Here is a 22,535-nt window from a genome sequence, read left to right as displayed (position 1 = left end):
TTGAGTCGTGAGCATAACCGCTGTGACGCTTATCGGGGTACGGGAGGCTCTGGTATCCTCGCCGACATGACTAAATCACTCCCTCTCAGCCTGATCGCAGCCCTCGGTGAAAACCGTGTGATCGGCATCGACAACAGCATGCCCTGGCACCTGCCGGGGGACTTCAAATACTTCAAGGCCACGACCCTCGGCAAGCCGATCATCATGGGACGCAAGACCTGGGATTCCCTCGGTCGGCCACTGCCGGGCCGGTTGAATATCGTGGTCAGCCGTCAGGCGGATCTGCAACTGGAGGGGGCGCAGGTTTATCCGTCGCTGGAGGCCGCCATCGTTCGCGCTGAAGAATGGGCGAACGAGCAGGGCGTCGATGAGGTGATGTTGATTGGCGGCGCGCAGTTGTATGCGCAAGGGTTGGCGCAGGCGGATCGGCTTTATCTGACTCGCGTGGCGCTGAGTCCGGAAGGGGATGCGTGGTTTCCGGAGTTTGATTTGAACCAGTGGAAGCTGGTGTCGAATGTGCCGAATCCTGCGCAAGGCGACAAACCGGCGTACAACTTTGAAGTCTGGGAAAAAGCCTGAAAGCATCGCCAGCAGGCTGGCTCCCACAGTGGGTTTGAGGGGAAACACAGATTGTGTGAATACCCAAAGTCCCTGTGGGAGCCAGCCTGCTGGCGATGAGGCCAGATCAGACGCTAAAGAATTTAAGCGTGAGCCAACTCCGAATGCTCATCCGCACCCAGCAACGCTTTATCCGTCTGCTGCATCATCTGGCTGGTAATCGCCCCCGCCGTAATCGACCCACTGACGTTCAACGCCGTACGCCCCATATCAATCAGCGGCTCGACCGAAATCAGCAACGCCACCAGTGACACCGGCAAGCCCATCGCCGGCAACACGATCAACGCCGCAAACGTCGCGCCACCACCGACCCCGGCCACCCCGGCCGAACTCAACGTCACAATCGCCACCAGGGTCGCAATCCACAGCGGATCCAGCGGGTTGATGCCCACCGTCGGCGCCACCATCACCGCCAGCATCGCCGGGTACAGACCGGCACAGCCATTCTGGCCAATGGTCGCGCCGAACGAGGCGGCGAAACTGGCGACGGACTGTGGAATGCCCAGGCGACTGGTCTGGGCTTCGATGCTCAACGGAATGCTGGCGGCGCTCGAACGGCTGGTGAACGCAAACGTCAACACCGGCCAGATCTTGCGAAAGAAGCGCAGCGGATTGATCCCGGCGGCCGACACCAGCAGGCCATGCACCACAAACATCAGGCCCAGGCCCAGGTAGGAAACGACCACGAAACTACCGAGCTTGATGATGTCCTGCAGGTTGGAACCGGCGACCACCTTGGTCATCAGCGCCAATACCCCGTACGGCGTCAGTTTCATCACCAGACGCACCAGGCGCATTACCCAGGCTTGCAAGGTGTCGATGGCGTTGATCACTTTCTGACCTTTGTCGACGTCATCCTTGAGCAATTGCAACGCCGCGACCCCGAGGAATGCAGCGAAGATCACCACACTGATGATCGAAGTCGGCTTGGCCCGCGCCAGGTCGGCGAACGGGTTTTGCGGGATGAACGACAGCAACAGCTGCGGCACATTCAGGTCCGCGACCTTGCCCGCATAGTCGGTCTGGATCGTTTGCAGCCGGGCCATTTCCTGAGTGCCGGCCACCAGGCCTTCGGCGGTCAGGCCAAAGAGGTTGGTCAAGCCGATACCGATCAGCGCGGCGATGGCCGTGGTGAACAACAGCGTGCCGATGGTCAGGAAACTGATTTTGCCCAGCGACGAAGCGTTGTGCAGACGGGCCACGGCACTGAGGATCGAGGCGAACACCAGCGGGATGACGATCATTTGCAGCAACTGCACATAACCGTTGCCCACCAGGTCAAACCAGCTGATCGAGGCTTTCAGCACCGGGTTGCCGGCACCGTAAATCGTGTGCAAAGCGACACCGAAACCCACACCCAGCGTCAGCGCGAGCAGAACTTTTTTCGCCAGGCTCCAGGTCGTGTGGCGAGTTTGTGCCAGGCCAAAAAGTAACGCGAGGAACACCAGCAGATTGAGGATCAGCGGCAGATTCATGAGAACTCCGATAAAGACTTGTGCCAGCCACCTTCCGGGGCAGCTGCGAACCGGCAAGCCTAACAGCTTGATATCTAATGAATTAATATCAAAAAAGTCTGATTACTGTCGTTTTTGGAATAAGCGGATGTCGCTCTCAGGGATGCAGCTGGCGCAATAGGGACTTGGGTGGTCGCAGGCAGGTGAGGACTGTCACGGCAATTTGTTAGCGTCGATATCTTTAAATCAGGGAAGCATGCCGATGAAGCTCGCACCGAAATTTCTGGCCGCCGCACTGGGATTGAGTTTGGGCTTGGGCCTCGTCGGCCAGGTATTCGCCACGGATCTGAAGCATTGGCCTGCCGATCAGGCCAAGGCGCTGGACGCGATGATCGCCGCCAATGCCAACAAGGGTAACTACGCGGTGTTCGACATGGACAACACCAGTTACCGCTACGACCTCGAAGAGTCGTTGCTGCCGTTCATGGAAAACAAAGGCCTGATCACCCGCGACAAACTCGATCCCTCCCTGAAACTGATTCCGTTCAAGGACACCGCCGAGCACAAGGAAAGTCTGTTCAGCTACTACTACCGCCTCTGCGAACTCGACGACATGGTCTGCTATCCATGGGTCGCCCAAGTGTTCTCCGGCTTCACGCTCAAAGAGCTCAAGGGCTATGTCGACGAGTTGATGGCCTCCGGCAAACCGGTGCCGAGCACCTATTACGAAGGCGACGTGGTCAAGACCATCGACGTCAATCCGCCGAAGATCTTCACCGGGCAGAAAGAGCTCTACAACAAGCTGATGGAGAACGGCATCGAGGTCTACGTGATGACCGCCGCCTCCGAAGAGCTGGTGCGCATGGTCGCCTCCGATCCGCAGTACGGCTACAACGTCAAACCGCAGAACGTGATCGGCGTGACCATGCTGCTCAAGGACACCAGCACTGGCGAGCTGACCACGGCCCGCAAGCAGATCACCGCCGGCAAGTATGACGAAAAAGCCAATCTCGGCCTCCAACTGACCCCGTACCTGTGGACACCGGCCACCTGGATGGCCGGTAAACAGGCCGCGATCCTGACCTACATCGATGAGTGGAAAAAACCGGTGCTCGTAGCTGGCGATACCCCGACCAGCGACGGTTTCATGCTGTTCCACAGCGTCGACGTGGCCAAGGGTGGCATCCACCTGTGGGTCAACCGCAAAGACAAATACATGACCCAGATTAACGGCATGATGGCCAAGCACGCCGCGGCCCAGGCCAAGGAAGGGCTGCCGGTGACGGCGGACAAGAATTGGGTGATCGTCACACCGGCAGAGATCCAGTAAGGATTTGGATTCAGTGTAGGAGCAAGCTCGCTCCTACAGTTGATCCCGGTTGTTCACACATAGCATGTTCACTGAGGACCCATTGTGGGAGCGTCGGTGCAACGAAAGACTCCGCTTGAACGACATCTCCTTACAGTCGCGCCCTACGCATTCTTGCGTAAGGGACTACGACTACTTCAGAATCCGCCGGCTTGTGCGTCTGGGTACCGGCTTCTATCGTTTCCGCGTCGCTGAACATCAGTGATCGGGTTTGGTAGCCCGTGTTCACCTCGGCGCATTGCGCCACCCGTTGCAGGGTTCATTTCTGTCTCTGCTCATATGGTGGCCATGCGCAGGGCATCTTCGGACGCGCCGGGTTCCTGGTGACCGGTCTACCAACCTGCGTATGGCCGCCACCCTTCGTTTGGTAGCGAGGGTGATGGCTCCTTTTTTCTCACCCGGAGCTCCATCAATGTTGAAAATTACCCCCGATCCTCCCGATTCCGACAACCTGTCCGCCCGAATCAACGCCACCTCACGAAAACCCAGCCAAATGTTCTTGATCAGACCAGGCCTCGACACCGAAAGCCTTTTGGCGCACGCCTGTGAATCGTTGGCCTCGGCCAATGTCATGGCCAGCGATTTCGCCGGCCTGCTGGAAGGCTCTCAACGCAGCACGATGCTGGGGATTGCCCAGGTCATCATGCTGGGCGAGCTGGCGGTGAATCAGGCGTTGGATAACCTCGACCCGCAGGAGTAACGCGGGTAAAAAATGCCCCGCACTTGGCGGGGCATTCCCTAGCTTTATCGCCAGCATACCGACCAACATATCCAGCCTCATTTCAGAAATGACCTACATCAATCACAGAAGCGTCTGATTCTTCCTCCACTTCGCCTCTTCTAACTTGCGTCCTTTCGATCTGACAAGGACATATTTCGCATGAAGCGCTACAACATCACCGTCGGGGCCAAAACCACCGTCGGCGGCACGGTCGTCAGCGGTTGGCATCGCGGCAGCATCAATGGCCAGGCCATTGCCTGCGAAGGCGATGAAGTCAAATGCCCGGAATGCGACAGCACGGGGACAATCGTCTGCGTCGGCCCACGCCTGTCGGAGCAGTGGGATGGACTCAAGCCCGCCCTGGATGGCGACCTGTGCAAGTGCAAGTGCGATCCACCGCCCAAGTTGATTGCCAATCAGACCATGAGGAGCCAACAGATCGAAGGCGGCAGCATTGCGTCGCCTGCCCGAGCCGCGGCTCAATCCGCCGCACCGGTCGAAGCTCGTAAGCCGACAGCCGAACCGAGCCCCTCCAGCGTCCGTCCTGCAACGAGCTACGGCGAGCAGTCGGGACAGGTCTGCCAGAACCTTTGGCGCAGCTATCAGCAAAGAGCCGAAGCCATCGTGGCACCGGGCGGCATCCTGATCGCCGACCCCAAGGCGCGTAATCGCGCGATCAATTCGGCGTACGCCCGATTGTGGCTGGAGGATCAGCGTTTCCAATGGGCCGGTCTCGCGGCGTTCGCTTCCAAGCAGGTGGGATGTGGCTTGCTACATGCGGCTGATTCAGTCGAGAGGATTCAGAATGAATACGAGGCGGGAAAGCGCATGGTCGACAGCGCCCAGCGTCGCTGGAAATTCTTTGGGATTGAATTGTTCGGCAAGACTGACAAACAGTCGCAACGCGACTACGAGCTAACCCGAAGCAATAACCCGATACCGGGCGTTGACCTGCGTAACGACAGCGAATCATTGTCGTACGTGCAGAAGCAACTCCAGTACGTGCACGACATGCTGGCGCTGGGCAATACCACGCTGTTTCTGGATGTGTTTCCGCTACATGCTTTTTACAAGGAGCGTGGATTGTGGGCGCTCAAGACATGCCTCGCATCACGAAAAAACATATTTGGGCATGTACAACAACCAGTGTTGTGGCCGATCGAGCAGGAAAAACTGGAGTTTGGCACTTACCATGAGGAAATACTGCAAGCCTTCGCGGCCATTGAGGCTGGCAACATTGCCGAAAGTGTTGTGTTTCTTGCCGAACATGAACAAAAGAACATCCTGCAACCAGCAATGTACAGCAACGTGCAATTGGTACGTTTGCTACATGGCAACCAATTCTCCTATGTCACTAACCTCCCCTCCGGTGCTGCGGCAGCGGTCGAGCTGACTCTGGCCAGCCAGTGCCATCCCAGCGAAGACGGGCGCACCGTGGGCTTCAGCAATGATTACTTTGCCAACCTGGCCGATATCCATCAACGCATGCCTTTCGTACTCAAGGCCGCGGTGCAATTTGATGAGCTGCTACGACGCTCTGATCGTCATCTGATCGAACAGGCGATTCTGGACATTGCCGCTGGACGCGGTGTGCGATGAATCTGGTGCGACGCATGAAGTGGCGATGGAGGGTTTTGGCCACTGCTGTCGCGGCTCTGCTGACAATGGCGGTGATGCGAGCGCTATCGGATGAGCCGGAAATTGCGCTAGTGATCGGCGAACCTTGGGAAGCCATGCGTCTGCGCTCCAGCGCGGTCATTGATCCGGCTTTTCCTGGGTACTCCTGGTTCAATACACCCAAGTCTGACGCGCGCCTACGTTTTATCGACTATCAATTTGGGTTCGTGACCCCGCAGGCTCGCTTTTTCACGGTTAGTTTCGATCGTGATGGGTTAGTCAGAAGTCTCCGCATGTCCCCGCAAGTCGAGCCCCTGTTACTCGACGATACACTCAAGGTCGTGCTGGATTTGCAGGCGCAATGGCGCCACGGTGGCTGGATACCCATTCGGGTCAACGACGACCCACCGTTTGCTGACACTCCCGAATGGCGGGCTCGATTGCGAGACGTGAACAAAGGTGGCACGTCTACTTGGCAAGCGGGTGATCAGTATCAGGTGATGCTGGTGGTCAATCGTTTCAGAGATGACAAGCGCCCCAAAGAGGAGCGTTATCTTATCAAGTTACAAGTTGCAAGGCCGTGGGTGAATCCTTGACTTCGCGAGTCGAAGACATAAGTAACGCTCTCATTAGGCCGAGAACTTATGCAGCTTAAGAGTTATTTTAATGGAGTAGATTAGACATGGTGGTACGCATTCTTTGGTCAGTGATGTATCTAATTGGAGGTGTCTTGCCTGCCTTCGGATTGGCCCTGCTAAGCTCATTCCTTATGATGTCTGGTGAAGTCTTTGGCGTAATATTCAGCACACTCACCTGGTTGGGAACCACCGGGCTTGGATTGGCGGCGCTAAACACACCCACTGCTACTGGATTGAATCGCAGGCGCATTGTATCGGTGATGTTAATAATGGGGCTGATAGTTATATCCCCTGTGCTGCTAACCTCGCTAACCCCCCCCAGCAACAAGATTTGGTTTAATGCGGCAATTCTTGGTCCGACACTATTGGCAATTCTCTATTTGGGGAAAGTTGCCTGGATCTCTAACTCCGACGAGTGACGAATTATTGCGTTTGACTCAGTCATGAAGGTACTCCTGTGGGGTATCGCTTTGTTTTGGCAAGTTAGAAGCACCAAGAGTGGATGTAATCGACTGATATTTGAGCCCAAAAAAAATGCCCCGCACTTGGCGGGGCATCTTTATGTTCGACGGTTAAGAATTACAACCCATCAAGCATCGCCTTATTACGCACGGCACCCTTGTCGGCACTGGTGGCCAGCAAGGCATAGGCCTTCAGCGCGGTGGTCACCTTGCGTGGACGCTTCTCCACCGGTTTCCAGCCTTTCTGATCCTGCTCGGCACGACGCCCGGCCATCTCTTCATCGCTGATCAACAGGTTGATCGAACGGTTCGGAATGTCGATCAGCACCTTGTCGCCGTCCTGCACCAGACCGATCGCGCCGCCCGCAGCCGCTTCCGGCGATGCGTGGCCGATGGACAGGCCCGAGGTGCCGCCGGAGAAGCGGCCGTCGGTGAGCAGGGCGCAGTCTTTGCCCAGGCCCTTGGATTTCAGGTACGACGTCGGGTACAGCATTTCCTGCATGCCCGGGCCGCCTTTAGGGCCTTCGTAACGGATGATCACGATGTCGCCGGCCTTCACTTCATCAGCGAGAATGCCGCGTACGGCGCTGTCCTGGCTTTCGAAGATCTTCGCGTTGCCTTCGAAGACGTGGATCGACTCGTCGACGCCCGCGGTTTTCACTACGCAGCCATCCAGCGCGATGTTGCCGTAGAGAACGGCCAGGCCGCCTTCTTTCGAGTAAGCATGTTCGACACTGCGGATGCAGCCGTTCTCACGGTCGTCGTCCAGGGTTTCCCAACGGGTCGACTGGCTGAACGCGGTTTGCGTCGGGATGCCCGCCGGACCGGCCTTGAAGAAGTGATGCACCGCTTCATCGTCGGTCTGGGTGATGTCCCACTTGGCGATGCCTTCGGCCAGGCTCTTGCTGTGCACGGTCGGCAGGTCGGTGTGCAGCAGACCGCCACGGGCCAGCGAGCCGAGGATGCTGAAGATCCCGCCGGCACGGTGCACGTCTTCCATGTGGTACTTCTGGATGTTCGGCGCGACCTTGCACAGTTGCGGTACGTGACGGGAGAGACGGTCGATGTCGCGCAGGTCGAAATCGATCTCGGCTTCCTGGGCCGCGGCCAGCAAGTGCAGGATGGTATTGGTGGAACCGCCCATGGCGATGTCCAGGGTCATGGCGTTTTCGAACGCCTTGAAGTTGGCGATGTTGCGCGGCAATACCGACTCATCGTTGTCGCCGTAGTAACGCTTGCACAGCTCGACGATGGTGCGGCCGGCCTGCAGGAACAGCTGTTCGCGGTCGCTGTGGGTGGCCAGGGTCGAACCGTTGCCCGGCAAGGCCAGGCCCAGGGCTTCAACCAGGCAGTTCATCGAGTTGGCGGTGAACATGCCGGAGCACGAACCGCAAGTCGGGCAGGCGCTGCGCTCGTATTCAGCGACTTTCTCGTCAGAAGCGCTGGAGTCGGCGGCGATCACCATGGCGTCGACCAGGTCGAGACCGTGGGAGGCGAGTTTGGTCTTGCCGGCTTCCATCGGGCCGCCGGAAACGAAGATCACCGGGATGTTCAGGCGCAGGGCGGCCATCAGCATGCCTGGTGTGATCTTGTCGCAGTTGGAGATGCAGACGATGGCGTCGGCGCAGTGGGCGTTGACCATGTACTCGACGGAGTCGGCGATGATCTCGCGGCTCGGCAGCGAATACAGCATGCCATCGTGACCCATGGCGATGCCGTCATCCACGGCGATGGTGTTGAATTCTTTCGCTACACCGCCAGCGCGTTCGATCTCGCGGGCGACCAGCTGGCCCAGGTCCTTGAGGTGGACGTGGCCCGGTACGAACTGGGTAAAGGAGTTGGAAATGGCGATGATCGGCTTTTTGAAGTCGTCATCTTTCATCCCCGTGGCGCGCCACAATGCGCGGGCGCCGGCCATGTTGCGGCCATGGGTGGATGTTTTCGAGCGGTAATCAGGCATGAAGCACTCCGGGCGGCTAATCAGGTATCAAAAGGGAAGTGAGCTTCTATTGACGTCGGGAACACTCAGAAATGGCCGTGTGTCCGGAAGTTGCCGATAACTTTGCGGGATCGCCGCGCGCTTCAGCTTGAGCTCATAAACCCGCCGGGGGATGACTGGCGATGAATAGGGCCGATTCTACACCGCTGGCGGCTGGAGGGAATGGCCGTATACCTGTAGGAGCGAGCTTGCTCGCGAAAAACCCATGGACGTCGCGGGCAATTTGCAGCGCTGCGTTATCGTTGACGTTTTTCGCGAGCAAGCTCGCTCCTACAGGGGTGGGGGTGATTCACAACCAGATGGCGTCCCACAATGGGTAATGTCCGATATGCTCGACCAGGCCTGCCCTTAAAGGATTGGCGGCGATATAGCGAGCCATTGCTTTCAAGTCATCCTCCTGACGCAATGCGCGGTCAAAGTAGCCCTTCTGCCAAAGCGTCCCCTGGCAACCCCTTGCCTTATTGATGGCGTGGGCACTTCGCGATTTGGTGATTCGCATCAGCCTCGGCAAATCGCCGTTGTGCAATTCAACCAGCCAGTGGAAGTGGTCCGGCATGACCACCCAGGCCAGCGAAGTCGCCTTGCCGTCTTCCTGAGCCTTCCTGAATTCGCTGACAAGCAGGCGGCCAATGCGCCAGTCCTGGAAGATCAATTGCCGCTGGTGGGTGACAGCGGTGAGCAGATAAATACGCCCTGATTCTGAACAGCGCCCTGTGCGCAGCCGATGTGCGTTTTGCCGGGTGGACATTCCTTCGTCCTCTTCTGTAGTTGGAAGAGAAACGGTAGTTGGACCGGCGTCTGTTGGCCTCTGAACAGTGGTTCCGGATATGTCCTGCCCCCCCTGTAGGAGCGAGCTTGCTCGCGAAAAACGTCAACGAAAACGCAGCGCAGCCAGGTTGCCCGCTTCGCCGATGCGTTTTTCGCGAGCAAGCTCGCTCCTACGGCGAAGATATCCTGTTATTCGTCAGCCAACCCCAGAGGCTGAAAACAATGAAGCTGACAGCAATCGTCATCAGCAAATCACTGCCGGCTTGTGCAAGGGCGGCGCTGCTGACGGCGGCGGTCAGGAACATGATGCTGTTGCCCGCCGATGCCGCCGTACCTGCGCTGCTTGAAAACAACAGCATCGCCGCAGAAATGGCGGCTGGCCGAACCAGGGTGACGGCCAGGGCGCTGATCAGCATCGGTATGAGCAAAGTCAAAGTGCTGATGGCTTCAAAGCTGACGACCAACGTTAGCAGCACGCCAGCGACGCCGAGCAATCCGAGGCCGATGTTGATTTGCCGGGACGGCGAAATGTGTTTCTGCAAGAACGAGGCAGCAATGCCGCCGAGGAGATAGGCCACCCCGTACACCATCAGCACCAGCGCGTACTGGTATTCGGAGAGCTTCAACGCGTCCATGAAAATCAGCGGCGTCACGCTGATCAAGGCGAAATAACAGGCGAATACCAGCGCGGCGATCCACCAGTAGCGCAGGAAGTCTCGATTGCTGGCGACGGCTTTCAGCGTGCCGATGATTGATGTGCAGGCTCGGTTCGGGCTGGCCGACTTGGACGGCAGTATGCAGAACGCATGGATCAGCATGCCAAGCGCCATCAGCGCAAAGCCGTAGAAGCTTCCCTGCCAGCCGAATGTGGTTTGCAACCATGAACCTATCAGCGGCGACAGCGCGACAAAGGAGCCGCTCAAGGTCATGTAATAGAGCCTCACCCGGGCTCGATCCTGTTCATCGAACAGGTCTTCCACCAGCGCATGTCCCAGCACGAAGAAACCACAGCCCATGGCTTGCACCGAGCGAAACAGCAGGAAGGTCAGGTAATCCGCCGCCAGTGCGCAACCTATTGCACCCAGGATCGACAGCGCGATGCAGCCCAGCAGGACTTCCTTGCGTCCCCATTTATCCGAGAGCGGGCCGGCGACCAGTTGGGAAATCGAAAAGACCAGGGTGAACAAACTGATGGAGAGTGCGACGTCTGCGGTGGGCGTGTTGAACCTTGCGGCCAGAGCGGGGAATGAGGGCAGGAGAATATTGATGGGGAAGAAGCTGATCAGCGAAATGCAGGTGACGAGGATGAATCGGGAGAGTTGTTGGCGCTTTACCGCGCTACTGAGCGGGGGCGATAAGGAGGACTCAGACATTGTTGTTAATTTCCGGAGCAAAGCCAGAAACCGATACTAGTCTGCGAACGATGGAATTCAATCAAAAGCGTTGTGGGAGGTTTCCCGTATTGATGTGGCTTGCCTCTGTAGGAGCAGCCGGTCGACGCTCGATTGCTCGCGAAGAACGTCAACGATAACGCAGTATTTCTGGTTGTCCGCGTCGTCGATGCGTTTTTCGCGAGCAAGCTCGCTCCTACAAGGGGGTGGTTAGCTGTTTGGCAGCAGGCGGCAGGTGATGCTCTTGATGTAGCGCGTTTCAGCAATCGCCGGATGCACCGGATGATCCGGCCCCTGGCCGCCGCGCTCCAGCATCTGGATGTTGCGATCCAGGTGACGGGCGCTGGTCAGCAGGATGTTTTGCAGGTCGTCTTCCGGCAAATGCATCGAGCACGAAGCGCTGACCAGGATGCCGTCCTTGCTGAGCAGGCGCATGGCTTGCTCGTTCAGGCGACGGTAGGCGCCTTCGCCGTTCTTCATGTCTTTCTTGCGTTTGATGAACGCCGGCGGGTCGGCCACGATAACGTCGAAACGCTCTTCGCTGGCTTTCAGTTCTTTCAGGGCTTCGAAGACGTCGCCTTCGATGCAGGTCATTTTTTCGGCGAAGCCATTGAGCGCGGCGTTGCGCTCGACGCCGTCGAGGGCGAAGGCCGAAGCGTCGACGCAGAACACTTCACTGGCGCCGAATGCGGCGGCTTGCACGCCCCAGCCGCCGATGTAGCTGTACAGGTCCAGTACGCGCTTGCCTTTGGCGTAAGGAGCCAGGCGTGCGCGGTTCATGCGGTGGTCGTAGAACCAGCCGGTTTTCTGGCCCTGGATGACCGGCGCTTCGAATTTCACGCCGTTCTCTTCCAGCGCGACCCATTCCGGCACCAGGCCGAATACGGTTTCGACGTAGCGGTTGAGGCCTTCGGCATCGCGTGCGGCGGAGTCGTTCTTGAACAGAATGCCGCTTGGCTTGAGCACTTGGGTCAGCGCCGCGATCACGTCTTCTTTATGGGCTTCCATGGTCGCCGAGGCGATCTGGACCACCAGGATGTCGCCGAAACGGTCGACCACCAGGCCAGGCAGCAGGTCGGAGTCGCCGTAGACCAGGCGATAGAACGGCTTGTCGAACAGGCGCTCGCGCAGGGACAGGGCCACGTTCAGGCGATGCACCAGCAGCGATTTGTCGAGCGGCAGCTTGATGTCCCGCGACAGCAGGCGGGCGCAGATCAGGTTGTTCGGGCTCATGGCAACGATGCCCAGCGGCTTGCCGCCGGCGGCTTCGAGGATCGCCTGGTCGCCGGCCTTGAAGCCGTGCAATGGCGTGGCGGCGACATCGATTTCGTTGCTGTAGACCCACAGGTGGCCGTTTCGCAGGCGACGGTCGGCGTTGGCTTTGAGGCGCAGGCTAGGCAGGGACATGACGTCGCTCCGGAAAAAAGAGCGGGAGTATAGCGTGTTGCGGCTGGTGGCGGGCCGGGTGGGCGATGAAACGCGGATGTCGCCTTCCGACGAAAGCGATTTCGAATATCACGCACAAGCACCGATCAACCCAAGATTAAACCCAGCAATATCAACGGCGATTTGCCCATCAGTGTGTCGGATCCAACTTCATAAAGGTTAGAATTGCCCCCTGACCCAGAGCGCGTATTTATGTCCCAAGAGCTGACCACTGAACAGATCCGACAGTCCCTGCAAGGCATCAGCGTGCCGGCCCAACCGCAAATCATGGTGGATTTGCAGATGGAGCAATACATGCCGGATCCTGATCTGGAAGTGATCGCCAAGCTGATTTCCCAGGATCCGGGTCTCTCCGGTTCCTTGCTGAAAATCGTCAATTCGCCGTATTACGGCTTGAGCAACAAGATCGCCTCGATCAAGCGGGCAGTGAATCTGCTGGGCAGCCGTTCGATCATCAATCTGATCAACGCGCAGTCGATCAAAGGCGAAATGAACGACGACACCATCGTCACCTTGAACCGTTTCTGGGACACCGCCCAAGACGTGGCGATGACCTGCCTGACCCTGGCCAAGCGCCTCGGGACCCAGGCCGGCGATGAAGCGTATGCCCTGGGCCTGTTCCACGATTGTGGCGTACCCTTGATGGTCCAGCGATTCCCGAACTACATGAGCGTCCTGGAAGAGGCCTACGCCAGTGCCAGTGCCGAGTGCCGGGTGGTGGACACCGAGAACCGGGTGTTCAACACCAACCACGCGGTAGTGGGTTACTACACGGCCAAGTCCTGGCGCCTGCCGGAGCACGTGACCGATGCCATCGCCAACCACCATAATGCCTTGGCGATCTTCACCGATGAGTCGTCGCGCAACAGCCAGCTGAAAAACCTGCTGGGGATCCTGAAAATGGCCGAGCACATCTGTGCGTCCCATCGGGTCCTGGGCAACCAGGCAGAGGACCACGAGTGGAACAGCATCGGGCCACTGGTGCTCGATTACGTCGGCCTCTCGGACTACGACTTCGAGACCCTCAAACAAACGATTCGCGACCTCGGCGCTCATCGCTGAGCGACAGCCTGACTCGAGAACCCCATGCCTGAATTGCCGGAAGTCGAAACCACCCGCCGCGGGATCGCGCCGCACCTTGAAGGCCAGCGCGTCAGTCGGGTGATCGTGCGCGATCGCCGGTTGCGTTGGCCGATCCCGGAGGACCTCGATGTGCGGCTGTCCGGCCAGCGCATCGTGTTGGTGGAACGGCGCGCCAAGTACCTGCTGATCAATGCCGAAGTCGGCACGCTGATCAGTCATTTGGGCATGTCCGGGAATCTGCGCCTGGTGGAAGTCGGCATGCCAGCGGCCAAGCATGAGCACGTGGACATCGAGCTGGAGTCTGGCCTGGCCCTGCGTTACACCGACCCACGCCGGTTTGGCGCGATGCTCTGGAGCCTCGATCCGCTCAATCACGAATTGCTGATTCGCCTGGGACCGGAACCGTTGACCGACCTGTTCGACGGCGACCGCTTGTTCAAGCTGTCCCGGGCACGTTCCATGGCAGTCAAGCCGTTCATCATGGACAACGCGGTGGTGGTCGGCGTCGGCAATATCTACGCGACCGAAGCGCTGTTCGCCGCCGGGATCGATCCGCGTCGTGAAGCCCGGAGCATTTCCCGGGCGCGCTATCTGAAGTTGGCGATAGAGATCAAACGTATCCTTGCACATGCCATTGAGCGCGGCGGCACCACCTTGCGCGACTTTATCGGCGGTGACGGCCAGCCCGGTTACTTCCAGCAGGAATTGTTCGTTTACGGCCGCGGGAACGAGCATTGTAAGATCTGCGCAACGCAATTGCGGGAAGTAAAACTCGGGCAGCGCGCCAGCGTGTTTTGCCCGCGTTGTCAAAGCTGACAGGTCCCAGAGGCTATAGTCAGTGCTCACTGCCTAGCCGAAGGAACGTGCCATGAACCTGTTTCGAACCCTTGTCGTCGCTTTACTGCTGAGCATCGGTACGCCCGTGCTGGCGGCGAACGCGGGCAGCGGCGACCCGCGCTACACCATCCAGAATCCCCCCGCGTACGCCATGATCGGCGATTTGCTGATCGCCCGACCCTTGCTGGTGGTGGCAACGGTGATCGGTGCCGGGGCGTTTGTGGTGTCGTTGCCGTTTACCGTGCTGGGCGGCGGCGTGGGCGATGCCGGCCAGGCGTTGGTGGTCGACCCGGCGAAAGCGGCGTTTGTACGGTGTCTGGGGTGTATCGGGGAGGGATTTGAGCAGCGGGAGTGAGGTCAGTCAGGTCTTCGGTGTGGCTGATGGCCTATTCGCGAGCAGGCTCGCTCCCACATTTGATTCGTGTTGTGAATCAGATAGTGTAAACACAGCAGTACTACTGTGGGAGGGAGCCTGCTCGCGAAGGCGCCCTCACAGGCGCCGAATGACTTATGCCTTGCCGGTAATGATCCGGTACTTCTCCATCAACTGCTCTTCAGTCTCCGGATGCGCTTCGTCCAGCGGAATGCAATCCACCGGGCAAACCTGCTGGCACTGAGGTTCGTCATAGTGGCCAACACACTGTGTGCACAGGTTCGGGTCGATCACATAGATCTCTTCGCCCTGGGAGATGGCGGCGTTCGGGCACTCGGGTTCGCAGACGTCGCAGTTGATGCAATCGTCGGTGATGATCAGGGACATGCTAACTCCAGCCAGGGCGCAAGACCCGGGCGCAATAAATCAATGCGACAATTGTGCCGCATTGGCGCTGTAGGAGCCAGCTTGCTCGCGATGAACGTAAGGGCGCCGCGCTCATCCAGGCAGCCTTCGTCATCGTTAACGACCTTCGCGAGCGCCGCCCCGAGCAAGCTCGTTCCTACAGTTGCGGAGTTTACTTCTTGAAACGTTCGGTCAGCGCGTCCGCCACCGCCGGGTGGACAAACTTGGTGATATCGCCGCCAAGGGCTGCGATTTCACGGACCAGCGTCGAAGAAATGTACGAATAACGCTCGGACGGAGTCAGAAACAGGCTTTCCACATCCGGCGCCAGCTGACGGTTCATGTTGGCCAGCTGGAATTCGTATTCAAAGTCCGACACCGCCCGCAAACCACGCAGGAACACGTTGGCATTCTTCTCTTTTGCGAAGTGCGCCAGCAGCGTCGAGAAGCCGACGACTTCTACATTAGGCAAATGTTGAGTGACCTCGCGGGCCATTGCCACTCGCTGTTCCAGGGGAAACAGCGGGTTTTTCTTGGGGCTGGCAGCGACGGCGATGATCACATGATCGAACAGGCGCGCGGCGCGTTCGACCAGATCGCCATGGCCCTTGGTAATAGGGTCGAAGGTACCTGGGTACAACACTCGGTTCATCGCGTCGTCCTGGCGGGAGTCCGTTGGGGAGTCGGATGGTATCGCAGCCTTCCCGGTCGGCCAAGTCGCCTTTTGGGTAAGAAAGCACTATAGACGATTGCACTATTCTCCGTTTTCATGGGTTTTTCAAACGTTCGGCCAAGGCGGTGGCCAGTTGCGCCGTCAGCCCATAGACCGACAATTGCGGATTTGCGCCAATGCTGGTGGGGAACAGCGAGCCGTCATGGATCGAAAGATTGCCTAGCTGATGATGCCGGCCAAGGCTGTCGGTCACGGCGTTTTTCGGATCTTCCCCCATGGCGCAACCGCCCATCACATGGGCACTGCCCAGGCGGGTGCGATACAGCTCGAGGCTCAAACCGTCGATCAGGGTGCGCGCTTCGGCCAGGGTCTTCACATAGCGAGCGTCGGCATGCATCGGCATCACCGCGTTGGCGCCGCCCGCGAACTGAATTTCGGCCATGCTGTGAAAGGCCCGGCGCAGACCGTCCCAGGCATAGGGTGAAACCTGATAGTCGAGCACCGGTGTGCCGTCACCGCGTAATTCGACGCTGCCGCCGGGGCTGTCCGGATGAAAGCCGTCGCGCATTAACGCCAACATGGCGTGGGTATGGGGCAGGTTTTCCATGTGCCGGGCGTTTTCCTTGCCGAAACCGCCGAGCAGGGTAGTGGCCAGCGCAGGGTGCAGCGGGGGCACTTCCAGTTTGTAGGACATCTTGCCGGTGGTGCCGTCCTGCCACTGGAAATGGTCGGAGTAGATCGACTGCGGCGCGCCATAGAACGGATTGATCACTTCGTCGAACAGGCCGGCTGACATGTTGACCAGATGCAGGAACGTCCGTTTGCCCAGGCGCTGGTGCGGATCGGGCGCGTCGGAGCGCAACAGCAGCGCCGGGCTATTGATGCCACCGCCGGCCAGCACGTAGTACCGGGCCTTGATCGTGATCGTCTTCCCGGTTGGGGCGACGCAGCGGTCGTCCATCGCCACGCATTGCAGCCCAGTGACCTTGCCGTCCTTGATCGAGAGTTTTTCGGCACGGGCGAGGAACAGCAGTTCGCCACCTTTATCCAGGGTGGCCGGAATAGTCGTGACCAGCATCGATTGCTTGGCGTTGGTCGGGCAGCCCATGCCGCAGTAGCCAAGGTTCCAGCAGCCACGCACGTTACGCGGGATGACATGCCAGGCGTATCCGAGCTTCTCGCAGCCTTTGCGGATCACGTCGTTGTTGGCGTTCGGCGGAACCATCCAGGGCGCGACACCCAGGTATTGCTCCATTTTCTCGAACCAGGGCGCCATCTCGGCCGGGCCATGACCTTTGACGTCATGCTCCCTGGCCCAATGTTCGAGGGTCGGATCAGGGGTGCGAAAGCTTGAAGTCCAGTTGATCAACGTCGTACCGCCCACCGCCCGGCCCTGAAGAATGGTGATCGCGCCGTCCTTGCTCATGCGGCCGATGCCTTCCTGATAGAGGCTGGTATAAGCCTGGTCTTCGAGCATCTTGAAGTCGCTGCTGGTCTTGAGCGGGCCTTCTTCGATCAGCAGCACCTTGTAGCCGGCGGCACTGAGGATTTGCGCCGTAGTCCCGCCACCGGCCCCGCTGCCGATGATGGCTACGTCCGTTTCGAGGGTCAGGTCCCGGGTCAGTTGTGAACCGTTATAGGTTTTCCAGCCACGGGCCAGGCCTTCGCGGAACGGATCGGGTACGGGCATGTTCGGGTTCTCTCGTTATTTTGATTTCTGTGGTGAGGCACCTGGTGCCTTCGCGGGCAAGCCTCGCTCCTACAGGATTTGAGGTGGACCACCTTTGCGTACGACCCAAACCCTGTGGGAGCGTGGCCTGCCCGCGATGGAGTCGCCTCGGTCTCAAACCGTAGGCGGCCCGGGATACCCGCAATGCACCCAGGACTGCGCCCGGCTGTACCAGGCCATCATCACCAGTTGCAGCAGCGAGCTGTGACCCATGCGCAGCAGGCTCAACGAACTGTTTTCCCAGCGATCGAGGAAGTCGCGAATGTCTTCGCTGCTGGCGTTTTCCCAACTGCCCCAGATGCCGGTCAGCGGCCCGCGAGTTACGGTTATCCCCAATACATCGAACAACTGTCGGGTCAGCTTGAGCATTTCCGGCGACAGGTGATCGAGGCCGTTATCCAGGCAGCGCAAGGTCTGGTCGACGGCCACCGGCATTCCCTCGGCCGCCACGGCGCCGTCGAGCATCACCGGGACCAGCGCTCGCAGAAACAACAAATCAGCTCTGCGCAGCATTGCAAAACCGTCGGCCGGCGTACTGGACGAGCAGCCACTGAGGCTCGCTCCCAGGCTGACCGTGGCCAGGAAAGCACTCGCCCCCAGGCCGAACTTAAGCAAACCGCGCCGTGACAACGCAGGTGTATCGGACAGGCTGGGACTCATTATTGTTATTACCCGGCAGTGATGATCGTTAGCGGATAAACAGCTTCTGGATCAGTTTTTGAATAGCCTTGCCGTACGGCGGGTAGATCAATTTCGCTGCGTTGAAGCGCTGTTTGATCAACACACCCTTGGCCTTGCTGAAGGTCAGGAAGCCTTCATGGCCGTGGTAATGGCCCATGCCGGAAGCGCCAACACCGCCGAACGGCAAATCATCCTGGGCGACGTGCAGCAGGGTGTCATTCAGGCAAACCCCGCCGGAATGGGTCTCGCTGAGCACGCGGTTTTGCTCGTGCTTGTCGTAGCCGAAGTAATACAGGGCCAGCGGACGAGGTCGTTGATTGATGTAGGCAAACGCTTCGTCCAGATCCTTGTAGGGAACGATCGGCAGCAGCGGGCCGAAAATTTCGTCTTGCATCACCATCATCTCGTCAGTGACGTTGAGCAGCAGGCTGTGGCTCATGCGCCGGCCCTGGCCCCGGTCGAACAAGGGAATCAACAGCGCGCCCTTGCTGGTGGCGTCACTCAGGTAGCCATTGAGCCGCTGCAGCTGTCGGTCATTGATGATGGCGGTGTAGTCAGGGTTGTCAGTCAGGGTCGGATAAAAGCCGCGAACTGCCTGGCGATAGGCTTCGACGAAAGAGCCCACGCGATCTTCCGGCACCAGTACGTAGTCCGGGGCCACACAGGTTTGTCCGGCGTTGAGCGTTTTGCCGAAAGCGATGCGTTCGGCGGCATCCTTGAGGGGCACATCGCGGGAGACGATGGCCGGAGATTTTCCGCCCAGCTCAAGGGTTACCGGTGTCAGGTTCTCGGCCGCCGCGCGCATCACGTGTTTGCCGATGCTGGTAGCGCCCGTGAACAGCAGGTGATCGAAACGCAGCCGCGAGAAGGCCACGCCTATATCGGCTTCGCCCAGCACCACGCAGACCAGGTCTTGGGGAAAGATTCGACCCAGCAGCTCCTTGAGCAGCAAACCGGTGACCGGGGTCGATTCGCTGAGCTTGAGCATCACCCGGTTGCCCGCCGACAACGCGCCCACCAGCGGGCCGATAGCCAGGTACAACGGATAATTCCACGGCACGATCACGCCAACCACGCCCAACGGTTGATAAACGACTTTGGCCGAGGCGGGTTGAAAGGCAACGCCGACTTTGCGCCGTGACGCTTTCATCCAGCTTTTGAGGTGCTGACTGGCGTATTGGATGCCGTGCAGGCTGGGCATCAGTTCGGCCAGCAGGGTTTCATCGGCGCTGCGATGGCTGAAGTCCTGGCTGATCGCATCGATCAAGGCCTGGCGTTCAATGCTCAACAGATCTCGCAACGCCTTGAGCCATTGCTGGCGTTGAGCCGCAGGCGGCATGGGGTTGGCGGCATACGCCGCACGTTGGGCGTCGAACAAGGCTTGGAGTTCTTTCAGAGGCTGCTGTAGGTTCTGCAGGTAGGCGATGTCAGCAGTCATTGTCAGCTCCGGATTATTTATTATTAGGAACTTTTTAGAGTCTATGCTCTATAAAGTCAAATGGCATCCTGACGCAGCTTTGTTTTATCCACGTCCGGATAGGTCGTAAGATGCCCGTCACCGCACTCTGAATTAAAGCTCAAGCCATGGCCCCAAGGATCAAAACCAGCGAGCGCATCGTGCAGAACAGCCTGGAACTGTTCAATCAGCAGGGCGAACGCAGTATCAGCACCAATCACATTGCCGCCCATATGGAAATTTCCCCGGGCAACCTGTACTACCACTTCCCTAACAAGCAGGCGATCATCGCCGTGCTGTTCAGCGAGTACGAAACCCTGGTGGACAGCTTCCTGCGCCCGCCCCAGGGCCGCGCAGCGACGGTCGAGGACAAGCGTTACTACCTCAAGGAATTGCTGGCAGCCATGTGGCGCTATCGGTTTCTGCATCGAGACCTTGAGCACTTGCTCGACAGCGATCCGGAACTGGCCGCCCGTTACCGACGCTTTTCCCAGCGCTGCGTGATTCAGGGGTCGGCCATCTACAAGGGATTCGTCGAGGCGGGTATCTTGAAGATGGACCGGGTGCAGATCGAGTCGCTGACCATCAACGCCTGGATCATTCTGACGTCCTGGGTGCGTTTTCTGTGTACCACGCGGGAAAATTCCAACCACTTGAGCGAACAAGCGATTAAGCGTGGTGTTTACCAAGTGCTGGTGCTGGAGGCCGGGTTCGTCACGGATCAGTCCCGCGACGCGGTCAACGCGTTGTTCGAGGAGTTTTATGTGCCACTGGCCCAGGCCCTGGAAGAAGTGGAATAGAAAGAGCGACAGGTTCGAATACCGCCCTCATAGGAGCCCGTTATGCCCATTGCGCAACTGATCAGCCCGCTAGCGTTGGACCTGAAAAAGGAGCAGCCGGGGCTGGTGATCCTCGATTGTCGTTTTGCCCTCGAAGACCCGGACTACGGCCAGCGCAGCTATGCCGAAGGGCATATTGCCGGGTCCAGCTTTGCCGATCTCGAGCGTGATTTGAGCGCGACTGTGATCCGGGGAGTGACCGGGCGCCATCCGTTGCCTGAACCTGAAGACTTGATCGAGCGCCTGCAAGCCTGGGGTGTCAACGCCGACAGCGAAGTGATTTTGTACGACGACGGTCCCGGTGCCTACGCGGCGCGGGCCTGGTGGTTGCTGGCCTGGCTGGGCAAGCGCGACGGCGTGTTTATTCTTGATGGCGGACTCAAGGCCTGGCACGCGGCGGGTTTGCCGCTGAGTCTGGATGCGCCCGATATCGAACGCGGGACTTTCTCGGGGGTCCCGGACAACACGCTCGTGCTGAGTGCCGAAGAACTTCAGCAACGTCTTGGCCAGCCCGCGCTGACCTTGCTCGACGCCCGTGCCTTGCCGCGCTTCAAGGGTGAAGTGGAACCGATCGATCCGATTGCCGGGCATATCCCCGGTGCGCAATGTGCGGCGTTCACCGATAACCTGGGCAGCGACGGGCGTTTCCTGCCGGCCGATCAGCTTAAGCAGCGATTCGCCGCGAAACTCGGCGCTCGCTCACCCAGCGATCTGGTGGCGTATTGCGGTTCTGGCGTGACGGCTTGCCACAACCTGTTCGCCTTGTGCCTGGCGGGTTATCCGCTGGGATCGTTGTATGCGGGGTCGTGGAGCGAGTGGATCAACGATCCGGCGCGGGGCATCGCTACCGGCGAATAGCCGCAAATCAAATGTGGAAGCGAGCCTGCTCGCTCCCACATTTGGCCAGGATCACCGCCCGGTATTCCTGGCTGGATTGAATCGATTCGCCCCGATCGATATCCATTGGCTCACACCCCCCCCAAGGCGATCAACCACTGAGGAATGCGTCGCTCCAGGTAGTAACCCGGCTTCCTGAGCGAGCCATCGACGAAGCCGACATGCCCGCCCTTGGCTTGTAGCTCGAATTGAACGCAATCGGATAATTCTTCCGCTCGCGGCAGGCTATGAGGAAAAACAAAGGGATCGTCAGCCGCCTGGATGATCAGGGTCGGCGTGCGAATCTCACCAAGGAAATAACGGCTCGAAGCGCGACGATAATAATCTTCGGCATCGACAAAGCCATGCAGTGGCGCCGTCACCCGGCCATCGAAATCCCAGAACGTGCGCATGTTATCCAGCGAGCCCAGCGCTGCGAGTTCGGCAAGGCCGTCTTCACGACCGTCATGCTGGAATTGTCGCTGCTTGTTCTTGATGTAGGCCACCATCTCGCGCATGAAATGCGCCTGATAGATCTTCGAAAAGCCCTGGCCGATGCGGTCCGCGCACTGATCCAGGCGAAATGGCACCGACACCGCGACCGCACCGAGTACACCACTGTCACTGCCGGTCTCGCCCAGATGCTTGAGCAGGACATTTGCGCCTAGCGAGTAGCCCACCGCATACAACGGCGCCAGTGGCCGCCTGGCCCGCAGGTGTTTGATGGTTTCGGCAAGATCTTCGCTGGCGCCGGAGTGATAGCTGCGGGGCAACAGGTTCGGCTCACCGGAACAGCCTCGCCAATTCAACGCGACACTGGCCCACCCTTGAACCCCGAGTGCCTTTTGCAGCCCGGCCACGTAGGGCGAGTTCGAAGAGCCGGTCAGCCCGTGGAGCACCAGCACCAGTGGCGCATCGGCACTGTGCGGGCCGTGCCAGTCCAGGTCGAGGAAGTCTCCATCCTCGAGCCACAGGCGTTCGCGCTCACGTTCAATGTGTGTGGTTTTGCGCCACAGTGGTCCCCACAAGGTTTGCAAGTGCGGGTTGCCAAGGCCGAAGGCGGGCGTGAAGCGTTCTGGCGGAAGGGACACGATTGCTCTC

At 59.0% G+C, this 22,535-nt stretch carries 22 protein-coding genes; 11 read left to right on the top strand and 11 right to left on the bottom strand.

The window, feature by feature from the left end; translation table 11 throughout:
• Positions 1-66: 66 nt before the first annotated feature.
• Positions 67-579, top strand: a complete 513-nt coding sequence (locus ACA041_RS30340; protein WP_497439108.1) for a dihydrofolate reductase — start codon at positions 67-69, stop codon at positions 577-579.
• Between the two features lie 122 nt (positions 580-701).
• On the opposite strand, the gene ACA041_RS30335 is transcribed toward ACA041_RS30340, so the two are convergent.
• Positions 702-2,093 (bottom strand): L-cystine transporter, encoded by a 1,392-nt coding sequence (locus ACA041_RS30335; protein ID WP_497439107.1) that lies wholly within the window; start codon positions 2,091-2,093, stop codon positions 702-704.
• A 241-nt stretch (positions 2,094-2,334) separates the two neighbouring features.
• On the opposite strand from ACA041_RS30335, the gene ACA041_RS30330 reads away from it, so the two are divergent.
• The 5 genes from ACA041_RS30330 to ACA041_RS30310 all read left to right on the top strand — a co-directional run bounded on the left by ACA041_RS30330 (position 2,335) and on the right by ACA041_RS30310 (position 6,836).
• A complete protein-coding gene (locus ACA041_RS30330; protein WP_497439106.1) occupies positions 2,335-3,402 on the top strand; it encodes an HAD family hydrolase in 1,068 nt (355 codons plus the stop codon).
• 451 nt (positions 3,403-3,853) lie between these two features.
• A complete protein-coding gene (locus ACA041_RS30325; protein WP_497439105.1) occupies positions 3,854-4,141 on the top strand; it encodes a DUF6124 family protein in 288 nt (95 codons plus the stop codon).
• Between the two features lie 180 nt (positions 4,142-4,321).
• Complete coding sequence (locus ACA041_RS30320) at positions 4,322-5,761, top strand: PAAR domain-containing protein (RefSeq protein WP_497439104.1); 1,440 nt, start codon at positions 4,322-4,324, stop codon at positions 5,759-5,761.
• Entirely contained in the window at positions 5,758-6,375 is a 618-nt protein-coding gene (locus ACA041_RS30315; RefSeq protein ID WP_497439103.1) for a hypothetical protein, read from the top strand. The genes ACA041_RS30320 and ACA041_RS30315 overlap by 4 nt, the downstream gene beginning before the upstream one ends.
• A gap of 86 nt (positions 6,376-6,461) precedes the next feature.
• Positions 6,462-6,836: a hypothetical protein gene (locus ACA041_RS30310; protein ID WP_497439102.1), complete on the top strand. Its 375-nt coding sequence runs from the start codon at positions 6,462-6,464 to the stop codon at positions 6,834-6,836.
• Positions 6,837-6,996: 160 nt separating this feature from the next.
• Here the strand turns inward: ACA041_RS30310 and ilvD are convergent, their stop codons facing one another.
• The 4 genes from ilvD to ACA041_RS30290 all read right to left on the bottom strand — a co-directional run bounded on the left by ilvD (position 6,997) and on the right by ACA041_RS30290 (position 12,443).
• On the bottom strand, positions 6,997-8,838 hold the full coding sequence (gene ilvD, locus ACA041_RS30305; RefSeq protein ID WP_497439101.1) for a dihydroxy-acid dehydratase: 1,842 nt from the start codon (positions 8,836-8,838) through the stop codon (positions 6,997-6,999).
• A gap of 328 nt (positions 8,839-9,166) precedes the next feature.
• On the bottom strand, positions 9,167-9,625 hold the full coding sequence (locus ACA041_RS30300; RefSeq protein ID WP_497439100.1) for an REP-associated tyrosine transposase: 459 nt from the start codon (positions 9,623-9,625) through the stop codon (positions 9,167-9,169).
• 190 nt (positions 9,626-9,815) lie between these two features.
• On the bottom strand, positions 9,816-11,018 hold the full coding sequence (locus ACA041_RS30295) for an MFS transporter (RefSeq protein ID WP_497439099.1): 1,203 nt from the start codon (positions 11,016-11,018) through the stop codon (positions 9,816-9,818).
• A 228-nt stretch (positions 11,019-11,246) separates the two neighbouring features.
• The gene (locus ACA041_RS30290; protein ID WP_497439098.1) at positions 11,247-12,443 is read right to left on the bottom strand and encodes a class I SAM-dependent rRNA methyltransferase; all 1,197 of its coding nucleotides are present in this window, start codon (positions 12,441-12,443) and stop codon (positions 11,247-11,249) included.
• A 285-nt stretch (positions 12,444-12,728) separates the two neighbouring features.
• Between ACA041_RS30290 and ACA041_RS30285 the strand changes: the two genes are divergently transcribed.
• From ACA041_RS30285 to ACA041_RS30275, 3 genes are read left to right on the top strand one after another with little or no spacing between them, the layout of a single operon-like run.
• Positions 12,729-13,544, top strand: coding sequence for an HDOD domain-containing protein (locus ACA041_RS30285; protein ID WP_497442200.1), 816 nt, complete (start codon positions 12,729-12,731; stop codon positions 13,542-13,544).
• 24 nt (positions 13,545-13,568) lie between these two features.
• The gene (gene mutM, locus ACA041_RS30280) at positions 13,569-14,381 is read left to right on the top strand and encodes a bifunctional DNA-formamidopyrimidine glycosylase/DNA-(apurinic or apyrimidinic site) lyase (RefSeq protein WP_497439097.1); all 813 of its coding nucleotides are present in this window, start codon (positions 13,569-13,571) and stop codon (positions 14,379-14,381) included.
• A gap of 52 nt (positions 14,382-14,433) precedes the next feature.
• On the top strand, positions 14,434-14,757 hold the full coding sequence (locus tag ACA041_RS30275) for a multidrug transporter (protein WP_497439096.1): 324 nt from the start codon (positions 14,434-14,436) through the stop codon (positions 14,755-14,757).
• 153 nt (positions 14,758-14,910) lie between these two features.
• Here ACA041_RS30275 and ACA041_RS30270 read toward each other — a convergent pair whose 3' ends face one another.
• The 5 genes from ACA041_RS30270 to ACA041_RS30250 all read right to left on the bottom strand — a co-directional run bounded on the left by ACA041_RS30270 (position 14,911) and on the right by ACA041_RS30250 (position 19,701).
• Positions 14,911-15,162, bottom strand: a complete 252-nt coding sequence (locus ACA041_RS30270) for a YfhL family 4Fe-4S dicluster ferredoxin (protein WP_038358877.1) — start codon at positions 15,160-15,162, stop codon at positions 14,911-14,913.
• A 190-nt stretch (positions 15,163-15,352) separates the two neighbouring features.
• On the bottom strand, positions 15,353-15,832 hold the full coding sequence (gene coaD / locus ACA041_RS30265) for a pantetheine-phosphate adenylyltransferase (protein ID WP_497439095.1): 480 nt from the start codon (positions 15,830-15,832) through the stop codon (positions 15,353-15,355).
• A gap of 115 nt (positions 15,833-15,947) precedes the next feature.
• Positions 15,948-17,543, bottom strand: coding sequence for a GMC family oxidoreductase (locus ACA041_RS30260; protein WP_497439094.1), 1,596 nt, complete (start codon positions 17,541-17,543; stop codon positions 15,948-15,950).
• 153 nt (positions 17,544-17,696) lie between these two features.
• Positions 17,697-18,242 carry a twin-arginine translocation pathway signal protein gene (locus ACA041_RS30255; protein ID WP_497439093.1) on the bottom strand — a complete coding sequence of 182 codons (546 nt, stop codon included), beginning with the start codon at positions 18,240-18,242 and terminating at the stop codon, positions 17,697-17,699.
• Positions 18,243-18,270: 28 nt separating this feature from the next.
• A complete protein-coding gene (locus ACA041_RS30250; protein ID WP_497439092.1) occupies positions 18,271-19,701 on the bottom strand; it encodes a coniferyl aldehyde dehydrogenase in 1,431 nt (476 codons plus the stop codon).
• Between the two features lie 146 nt (positions 19,702-19,847).
• Here ACA041_RS30250 and ACA041_RS30245 point away from each other — a divergent pair, with 146 nt between their 5' ends.
• Positions 19,848-20,519 (top strand): TetR/AcrR family transcriptional regulator, encoded by a 672-nt coding sequence (locus ACA041_RS30245; protein ID WP_497439091.1) that lies wholly within the window; start codon positions 19,848-19,850, stop codon positions 20,517-20,519.
• Between the two features lie 42 nt (positions 20,520-20,561).
• Positions 20,562-21,416, top strand: a complete 855-nt coding sequence (locus ACA041_RS30240) for a sulfurtransferase (RefSeq protein ID WP_497439090.1) — start codon at positions 20,562-20,564, stop codon at positions 21,414-21,416.
• A gap of 110 nt (positions 21,417-21,526) precedes the next feature.
• Here the strand turns inward: ACA041_RS30240 and ACA041_RS30235 are convergent, their stop codons facing one another.
• The gene (locus tag ACA041_RS30235; RefSeq protein WP_497439089.1) at positions 21,527-22,525 is read right to left on the bottom strand and encodes a hydrolase; all 999 of its coding nucleotides are present in this window, start codon (positions 22,523-22,525) and stop codon (positions 21,527-21,529) included.
• Positions 22,526-22,535: the final 10 nt, after the last annotated feature.

This window comes from Pseudomonas sp. LBUM1676 (assembly GCF_059695605.1).
This window is presented reverse-complemented; position numbering and strand designations above follow the sequence as displayed.

Excerpts from the sequence above, each read along its gene's own strand:
- ACA041_RS30340 (WP_497439108.1), top strand. The coding sequence starts at position 67 with ATGACTAAATCACTCCCTCTCAGCCTGATCGCAGCCCTCGGTGAAAAC.
- ACA041_RS30335 (WP_497439107.1), bottom strand. The coding sequence starts at position 2,093 with ATGAATCTGCCGCTGATCCTCAATCTGCTGGTGTTCCTCGCGTTACTT.
- ACA041_RS30330 (WP_497439106.1), top strand. The coding sequence starts at position 2,335 with ATGAAGCTCGCACCGAAATTTCTGGCCGCCGCACTGGGATTGAGTTTG.
- ACA041_RS30325 (WP_497439105.1), top strand. The coding sequence starts at position 3,854 with ATGTTGAAAATTACCCCCGATCCTCCCGATTCCGACAACCTGTCCGCC.
- ACA041_RS30320 (WP_497439104.1), top strand. The coding sequence starts at position 4,322 with ATGAAGCGCTACAACATCACCGTCGGGGCCAAAACCACCGTCGGCGGC.
- ACA041_RS30315 (WP_497439103.1), top strand. The coding sequence starts at position 5,758 with ATGAATCTGGTGCGACGCATGAAGTGGCGATGGAGGGTTTTGGCCACT.
- ACA041_RS30310 (WP_497439102.1), top strand. The coding sequence starts at position 6,462 with ATGGTGGTACGCATTCTTTGGTCAGTGATGTATCTAATTGGAGGTGTC.
- ilvD (WP_497439101.1), bottom strand. The coding sequence starts at position 8,838 with ATGCCTGATTACCGCTCGAAAACATCCACCCATGGCCGCAACATGGCC.
- ACA041_RS30300 (WP_497439100.1), bottom strand. The coding sequence starts at position 9,625 with ATGTCCACCCGGCAAAACGCACATCGGCTGCGCACAGGGCGCTGTTCA.
- ACA041_RS30295 (WP_497439099.1), bottom strand. The coding sequence starts at position 11,018 with ATGTCTGAGTCCTCCTTATCGCCCCCGCTCAGTAGCGCGGTAAAGCGC.
- ACA041_RS30290 (WP_497439098.1), bottom strand. The coding sequence starts at position 12,443 with ATGTCCCTGCCTAGCCTGCGCCTCAAAGCCAACGCCGACCGTCGCCTG.
- mutM (WP_497439097.1), top strand. The coding sequence starts at position 13,569 with ATGCCTGAATTGCCGGAAGTCGAAACCACCCGCCGCGGGATCGCGCCG.
- ACA041_RS30275 (WP_497439096.1), top strand. The coding sequence starts at position 14,434 with ATGAACCTGTTTCGAACCCTTGTCGTCGCTTTACTGCTGAGCATCGGT.
- ACA041_RS30270 (WP_038358877.1), bottom strand. The coding sequence starts at position 15,162 with ATGTCCCTGATCATCACCGACGATTGCATCAACTGCGACGTCTGCGAA.
- coaD (WP_497439095.1), bottom strand. The coding sequence starts at position 15,832 with ATGAACCGAGTGTTGTACCCAGGTACCTTCGACCCTATTACCAAGGGC.
- ACA041_RS30260 (WP_497439094.1), bottom strand. The coding sequence starts at position 17,543 with ATGCCCGTACCCGATCCGTTCCGCGAAGGCCTGGCCCGTGGCTGGAAA.
- ACA041_RS30255 (WP_497439093.1), bottom strand. The coding sequence starts at position 18,242 with ATGAGTCCCAGCCTGTCCGATACACCTGCGTTGTCACGGCGCGGTTTG.
- ACA041_RS30250 (WP_497439092.1), bottom strand. The coding sequence starts at position 19,701 with ATGACTGCTGACATCGCCTACCTGCAGAACCTACAGCAGCCTCTGAAA.
- ACA041_RS30245 (WP_497439091.1), top strand. The coding sequence starts at position 19,848 with ATGGCCCCAAGGATCAAAACCAGCGAGCGCATCGTGCAGAACAGCCTG.
- ACA041_RS30240 (WP_497439090.1), top strand. The coding sequence starts at position 20,562 with ATGCCCATTGCGCAACTGATCAGCCCGCTAGCGTTGGACCTGAAAAAG.